Source organism: Vibrio sp. Isolate22, assembly GCF_022398115.1.
Classification (GTDB): Bacteria; Pseudomonadota; Gammaproteobacteria; order Enterobacterales; family Vibrionaceae; genus Vibrio.
Genome location: NZ_JAKEUW010000154.1, coordinates 1 through 738 on the forward strand (window position 1 = coordinate 1; position 738 = coordinate 738).

The following is a 738-nucleotide window of genomic DNA, read 5'->3' on the forward strand; positions in this document are numbered from 1 at the left end:
CTATGTATTCACAACAAGATACTTACTTATGTAAGTGGGTTTCCCCATTCGGAAATCCCAGACTCAAATGACTTTTACTGTCTAATCTGGGCTTATCGCAAGTTAATACGTCCTTCATCGCCTCTGACTGCCAAGGCATCCACCGTGTACGCTTAGTCACTTAACCATACAACCCGAAGAGGTCTTTATGTATGGTAAACAACCAAGGTTTTTGGTTGTAATAAGAAGGGTTAGTTCTTATTACGTGTTTGCCGGACTCAATTTAATACTCTTTATTTTCACTTTTAAAAAGTGAAGACAAAAAGCCAAGACACTTGAATGTGTTTGTGTTGTGTTTACTTCGAAAAGTAAACATTGAGAACTTTTAATTTGATTAACTCTAAGAGTTAATCAGTCAGCTTTCCAAATTGTTAAAGAGCATAAAGCAAAAAGCTTTAATCAATAACTGTCGTTATTAATTAAAGCTCTGGCCTTAACTAAATCTAAACCATCAATCTGTGTGGACACTTATCGTGAACATCTTCGTATAAGGAGGTGATCCAGCCCCAGGTTCCCCTAGGGCTACCTTGTTACGACTTCACCCCAGTCATGAACCACAAAGTGGTGAGCGTCCTCCCGAAGGTTAAACTACCCACTTCTTTTGCAGCCCACTCCCATGGTGTGACGGGCGGTGTGTACAAGGCCCGGGAACGTATTCACCGTAGCATTCTGATCTACGATTACTAGCGATTCCGACTT

Annotated in this window: 2 rRNA genes; both read right to left on the bottom strand. The window is 40.8% G+C overall.

The annotated features are described in order from the left end of the window. Positions 1–166 (bottom strand): 23S ribosomal RNA (locus L1D55_RS27465); the annotation flags it as partial. Positions 167–527: 361 nt separating this feature from the next. Continuing rightward, positions 528–738: ribosomal RNA gene (locus L1D55_RS27470) — 16S ribosomal RNA — on the bottom strand; the annotation flags it as partial.